We start from the raw sequence: 4,919 nt of genomic DNA, 5'->3' as shown, positions 1-4,919 counted from the left end.
CGTCCGCGCGCGGATCCCCGGCCCCTCCCCGCTCGGCCCCTTCCCGCCCGGCCCCCTCCCGCTGGAACCCGAGCCCCCCCGCCCCCCCCCCCGCCGGCCCCCCCGCCCGCCGCCGGGGGCCGTGCCGGTACGGGACGAGGCTTCCGTCCCCGCGCTCCGGGGAAGAACTGCGGAGCGGGGGACCAGGGTGGAGACTGCTGATCAGGCGGGACGAGGAGGCGGAACATGCTGGTTCCGGCCGGTCGGGGCGAGCGGTGGGCGCGGATGCTGCGGTCCGGCCGATGGCGCGGCGTCCTCGCGGTCCTCTCGGGCGCGCTGCCCGCGCTCGCCTTTCCCGCCCCCTCCCTGTGGTGGCTCGCCGGTGTCGGCCTGGTGCCGTGGCTGCTCCTCATCCGTTCCGCCGGTACGGGGCGCAGGGCGGCGCTGGACGGCTGGCTCGGCGGCATCGGCTACATGGTCGCGGTGCATCACTGGCTGATGCCGAGCCTCCATGTGTTCATCGTGCTCCTGGCCGCCCTGCTCGGTCTGCTGTGGGCCCCGTGGGGGCTGCTGGTCCTGCGGACGCTGGGCGGGCGGGTGTCGGCGGCGGGTGCCGTCCGGGCGGTCGTCGTGGTGCCCTGCGGCTGGCTGATGATCGAGCTGGTCCGGTCCTGGGAGGCGCTGGGCGGTCCCTGGGGGCTGCTCGGTGCGAGCCAGTGGCAGGTGGCTCCCGCGCTGCGTGTCGCGTCCGTGGGCGGGGTATGGCTGGTGAGTCTCCTGGTGGTGGCGGTGAACACCGCCGTCGCCCTGCTGTTCGTGACCGCGGCCGCCCGCACCGCGGCCGTCGTGAGCCTGGTGGTGTGCGCGCTGGCCGTGGGCGCGACGGCGGGCTGGGCGCCGCGGCCCGAGCGGTCGGGAACGGTCAGGATCGCCGTCGTGCAGCCGGGGGTGGTCGCGGGGCCCCACAGCGTCGAGCGCCGTCTCGCGGTGGGCGAGCGGCTGACCGGTTCGCTGGCCGGGCGCGATCTCGACCTGGTGGTGTGGGGCGAGAGCAGTGTGGGGGCGGATCTCACCCGGCGTCCGGACATCGCCGCCCGGATCGCGGCCCTCTCGCGTCGGGTGGGCGCGGACGTACTGGTCAACACGGACGCCCGGCAGACCGACGGATCGGGCCGGAAGGGCATCTTCAAGTCGGCGGTGCTGGTGGGCCCGGACGGGCCGACCGGGGACCGCTACGACAAGATGCGGCTGGTGCCGTTCGGCGAGTACGTCCCGGCCCGTCCGGTGCTCGGCTGGGTCACCTCCATGGGCCGGGCCGCGGGCGAGGACCGGCTGCGGGGCACCGCCCCGGTCACGATGTCGCTGCCGGGGGCGGACGGCGGACGCGGGCTGCGCTTCGGACCGCTGGTCTGCTTCGAGTCCGCGTTCCCCGACATGAGCCGCCGACTGACCCTGGACGGTGCGCAGGTGCTGGTCGCGCAGTCGTCCACCTCATCGTTCCAGCACAGCTGGGCGCCCGAGCAGCACGCGTCGCTCGGGGCGCTGCGGGCCGCCGAGAACGGCCGCCCGATGGTGCACGCCACGCTGACCGGTGTCAGCGCGGTGTACGGCCCGCAGGGCGCACCGGTCGGTGCTCCGCTCGGTACGGACACCAGCGCCGCCGCCGTGTTCGACGTGCCGCTGGCGACGGGCACCACGCTCTACGTGCGGCTGGGCGACTGGCCGCTGTGGGGTGCGGCGGCGGTGCTGGTGGCGTACGGCGCCCTCGAAGCGGCACGGTCGGCGGGGCGGCGCGGCCGGGTCGGGCCGGCCGGTGCCCGGGGCGGTCCCGTCGCGACCGGCGCCGACTCCGGCGGTCCCGGCGGACGGTGACGTCGCGGGCTCAGCCGCACAGCCTTCGGTGGGGGCCGTTCACGGAGACGATGTGGCCCTGGGCGTCGACGGTGAGCGCGACCCGTTCGACCTTGTTGGTCACGGCCAGCACCAGCCACACGGCGCTCCAGAGGAAGCAGCTGAACACCGTCAGGAGGGCGTGCAGCACATGGTTGAGCGGCTTGCCCCGGACCATGACGACCTGCGTCTCGGCCCGTGACTCCACCCGCCAGCCGCTCGCGATCCGCTGGTTGACCGCCCAGTCGAGGATCAGCCCGCGCTGCGTCGCGTCGGGCGGCCGTCCGTCGGCGGAGTAGTAGCCGGGCGGCGGCTGAAGAGCTCCCCAGCCCTTCGGCTCGTCGTGGGGCCTCACGAGGTCACCTCCACGGGCCGGTGGTCCATCACCCCAGCCTGCATCGGTGCCCGGCCCCACGCATCCGGAAGGCCGTCGGCGCCGGGGCCGGGCGGCCTCCGCGGCCCCCGGGCCCGGCCCGTGCTCCCGGGTCCGGCCCTCAGACGCAGCCCAGGTCGCGCAGGATGCGTTCGCACAGCTCGTGCGTCCGCAGGGCGTCCCGGGCGCTCAGCACCGTACCGGCGCGCACCGCGTCCAGGAAGGACAGCACGCACTGCTCGATGCCGCGCTGGCGGGCCACCGGCACCCAGTCGCCGCGCCGCCGCAGGCTCGGCTGCCCCTTGTGGTCGATCACCTCGGCGAGGTTGACGACCTCGCGCTTGGAGTCCTGGCCGGAGACCTCCAGCCGTTCCTCGGCCGATCCGCTGAGCCGGTTCATCGTGCCGATGGCGGTGAACCCGTCGCCGGACAGCTGCAGCACGACGTGGTGCATCAGCCCCTCGCGGATCCTGGCCCGCACGACGGTCTGGTCGACCGGCCCCGGCACCAGGAAGCGCAGGGTGTCGACGACGTGGATGAAGTCGTCGAGCACCATGTTGCGCGGTTCCTCGGGCAGGCCCACCCGGTTCTTCTGCATGAGGATCAGCTCGCGCGGATGCTCGGCGCACTGCGCGTAACCGGGCGCGACCCTGCGGTTGAAGCCGACGGCCAGGCTCGTCCCGCGCTCCTCGGCGAGCTCCACCAGCCGCCGGGAGTCGGCGAGTTCGTAGGCCAGCGGCTTGTCGACGTACGTGGCGACGCCCGCCTCCAGCAGCCGGCCCACGATCTCGGGGTGCGCGGCGGTCGGGGCGTGGACGAAGGCGGCGTCCAGGTCCTGGGCGAGCAGCGATCCGAGATCGGCGTGGCACTGCCGCGGCGGGATGCGGTGGGCCCCGGCGACCTCCTCCAGGGTGGCGGGGGTGCGGGTCTGCAGGTGCAGTTCGATCCCGGGCACGGTGGTCAGGACGGGCAGATACGCCTTCCGCGCGATGTCGCCGAGTCCGATGCAGCCGACCTTCACGGGGTCTCCCTCTCGCTGTCCGGCGCCCGCCCGGTGCGGTGGCCACCGGGCGGGAGCGCCCCGCGGGCTCCTCCGGAGCCGATGTCCTACCGCAGCGTCCCGTGCGCGTCGTTCGTCCGGGCAGCATACGTGGACCGCGGCGGCCGCCAGTCCATGATCCCGTCGAAGGTGCGCAGGACGAGGGCGGGCCCGAAGCGCGAGACGGTGGACATCAGCGTGTCGCGCGCCGCGACGGCCGGGAGGCTGCTCAGCCGCATCAGGCGGGCGGTCCGGGCGGCCTTGCGGACGACGGCCGACGTACGGGGCAGGCGGTCGGCGGTGTACGCGGCCAGTCCCGCGCCGAGGTCCGTGCCCGTCGTCAGCCGGTGGGCGAGCACGATCGCGTCCTCGACGCTCTGGTTGCCGCCCTGGCCGAGGCTGGGGGCCATCGCGTGGGCGGAGTCGCCGACGAGGACGGTGCGGCCCCGGTGGAAGGCGGGCAGGGGGTCGATCAGCTGGTACACGTCGTTGCGGAGCACCTGGTCCGGCTCGGCGGCGGCGATGACCTCGGGGATCGGGTCGTGCCAGTCGCCGAAGCGGCGCATCATCTCCGCCTTCTCGTCGTCGGCCGCGCGGGCCCCGGCGGGGGCGACGGCGGCCCCGTAGGCGTAGATCCGGCCGTCCTTGAGCGGCTGGGTGCCCCAGAGCGCGCCGCGCCCCCAGGTCTCGTGCGGGGAGAAGGACCGTTCGGGGGCGGGGACGACGATGCGCCAGGTGGTGAATCCGGCGTACGAGGGGCCGGGGTGGGCCGGGAAGAGCGCGTCGCGCACGACCGACTTGATGCCGTCGGCGCCGACGACGAGCTCGGCCTCCATGCTTCCGGCCGCCGTCTCGACCACCGCGGGCGCGCCGCCGGCGGTGCCCGGGTCCAGCAGTCGCGCGGCCGCGCCGGTGCGGACGGTGCCCTCGGGCAGCCGGGCCGCGAGGCGGTCGACGAAGGTGGCGCGGTGCAGCAGGACCAGCGGGCCGCCGAACCGCTCGACCGCGGCGGCACTGTCCGTGCGCGAGAGCCAGCGGCCGTTCGGGGCGCGCATGCCGCCCTCGCCCTGCCAGGCGGCGAGGGACCTCACCTCTTCGCCGAGGCCTATGACGTCCAGGGCGCGCTGGGCGTTGGGGGCCAGGGAGATACCGGCCCCGACGGGTTCCAGGGAGGCCGCGCGCTCCAGGACGGTGACGTGCCAGCCGCGGCCGTGCAGGGCCACCGCCGTGGTGAGACCGCCGATTCCGCCGCCGATGACGACGGCACGGGGCTTGTCCATGACTCCTCCTCGGAACTGCGTCCGCACTACATCCGTAGTGACATGCTCACCGTACTACGGCTGTAGTTGGAGGGGTAGGTTGGCCCCATGGCCACACGCACCGCCGGTACCTCCCGGGCCGCTCTCATCGCCGACGCCGCCCTCGCCCTGCTCGCCGAGCGCGGGATGCGCGGGCTGACCCACCGCGCGGTGGACGAGCGCGCCGGGCTCCCCCAGGGCTCGACGTCCAACTACGCACGGACCCGGCAGTCGCTGCTGGAGGCGGCCGTGCGACGGCTCGCGGAGCGCGAGGCCCGGGTGCTCGCCCCCGACGGGCTCCTCCCGGCCCCGGCCGCCGGGGCGCTTCCCGCCCCGGCGG

Annotated in this window: 5 protein-coding genes; 2 read left to right on the top strand and 3 right to left on the bottom strand. The window is 75.3% G+C overall.

All coding sequences use genetic code 11. From position 1 onward, the window contains the following. The first annotated feature begins 264 nt into the window (after positions 1-264). Positions 265-1,851, top strand: coding sequence for an apolipoprotein N-acyltransferase (gene lnt, locus ABZZ04_RS39190; protein WP_356937017.1), 1,587 nt, complete (start codon positions 265-267; stop codon positions 1,849-1,851). Between the two features lie 10 nt (positions 1,852-1,861). Here the strand turns inward: lnt and ABZZ04_RS39185 are convergent, their stop codons facing one another. From ABZZ04_RS39185 to ABZZ04_RS39175, 3 genes are all read right to left on the bottom strand, one after another. Then, a complete protein-coding gene (locus tag ABZZ04_RS39185) occupies positions 1,862-2,224 on the bottom strand; it encodes a hypothetical protein (RefSeq protein ID WP_356937016.1) in 363 nt (120 codons plus the stop codon). 139 nt (positions 2,225-2,363) lie between these two features. Further along, positions 2,364-3,263 carry a Gfo/Idh/MocA family oxidoreductase gene (locus ABZZ04_RS39180; protein WP_356937015.1) on the bottom strand — a complete coding sequence of 300 codons (900 nt, stop codon included), beginning with the start codon at positions 3,261-3,263 and terminating at the stop codon, positions 2,364-2,366. A gap of 86 nt (positions 3,264-3,349) precedes the next feature. Beyond that, entirely contained in the window at positions 3,350-4,561 is a 1,212-nt protein-coding gene (locus ABZZ04_RS39175) for an FAD-dependent monooxygenase (RefSeq protein ID WP_356937014.1), read from the bottom strand. 87 nt (positions 4,562-4,648) lie between these two features. On the opposite strand from ABZZ04_RS39175, the gene ABZZ04_RS39170 reads away from it, so the two are divergent. Continuing rightward, on the top strand, positions 4,649-4,919 hold a 271-nt coding region (locus tag ABZZ04_RS39170; RefSeq protein ID WP_356937013.1), incomplete at its 3' end, for a TetR family transcriptional regulator.

It is taken from the genome of Streptomyces sp. NPDC006435 (genome assembly GCF_040612315.1).
Taxonomy (GTDB): domain Bacteria; phylum Actinomycetota; class Actinomycetes; order Streptomycetales; family Streptomycetaceae; genus Streptomyces.
This window is presented reverse-complemented; position numbering and strand designations above follow the sequence as displayed.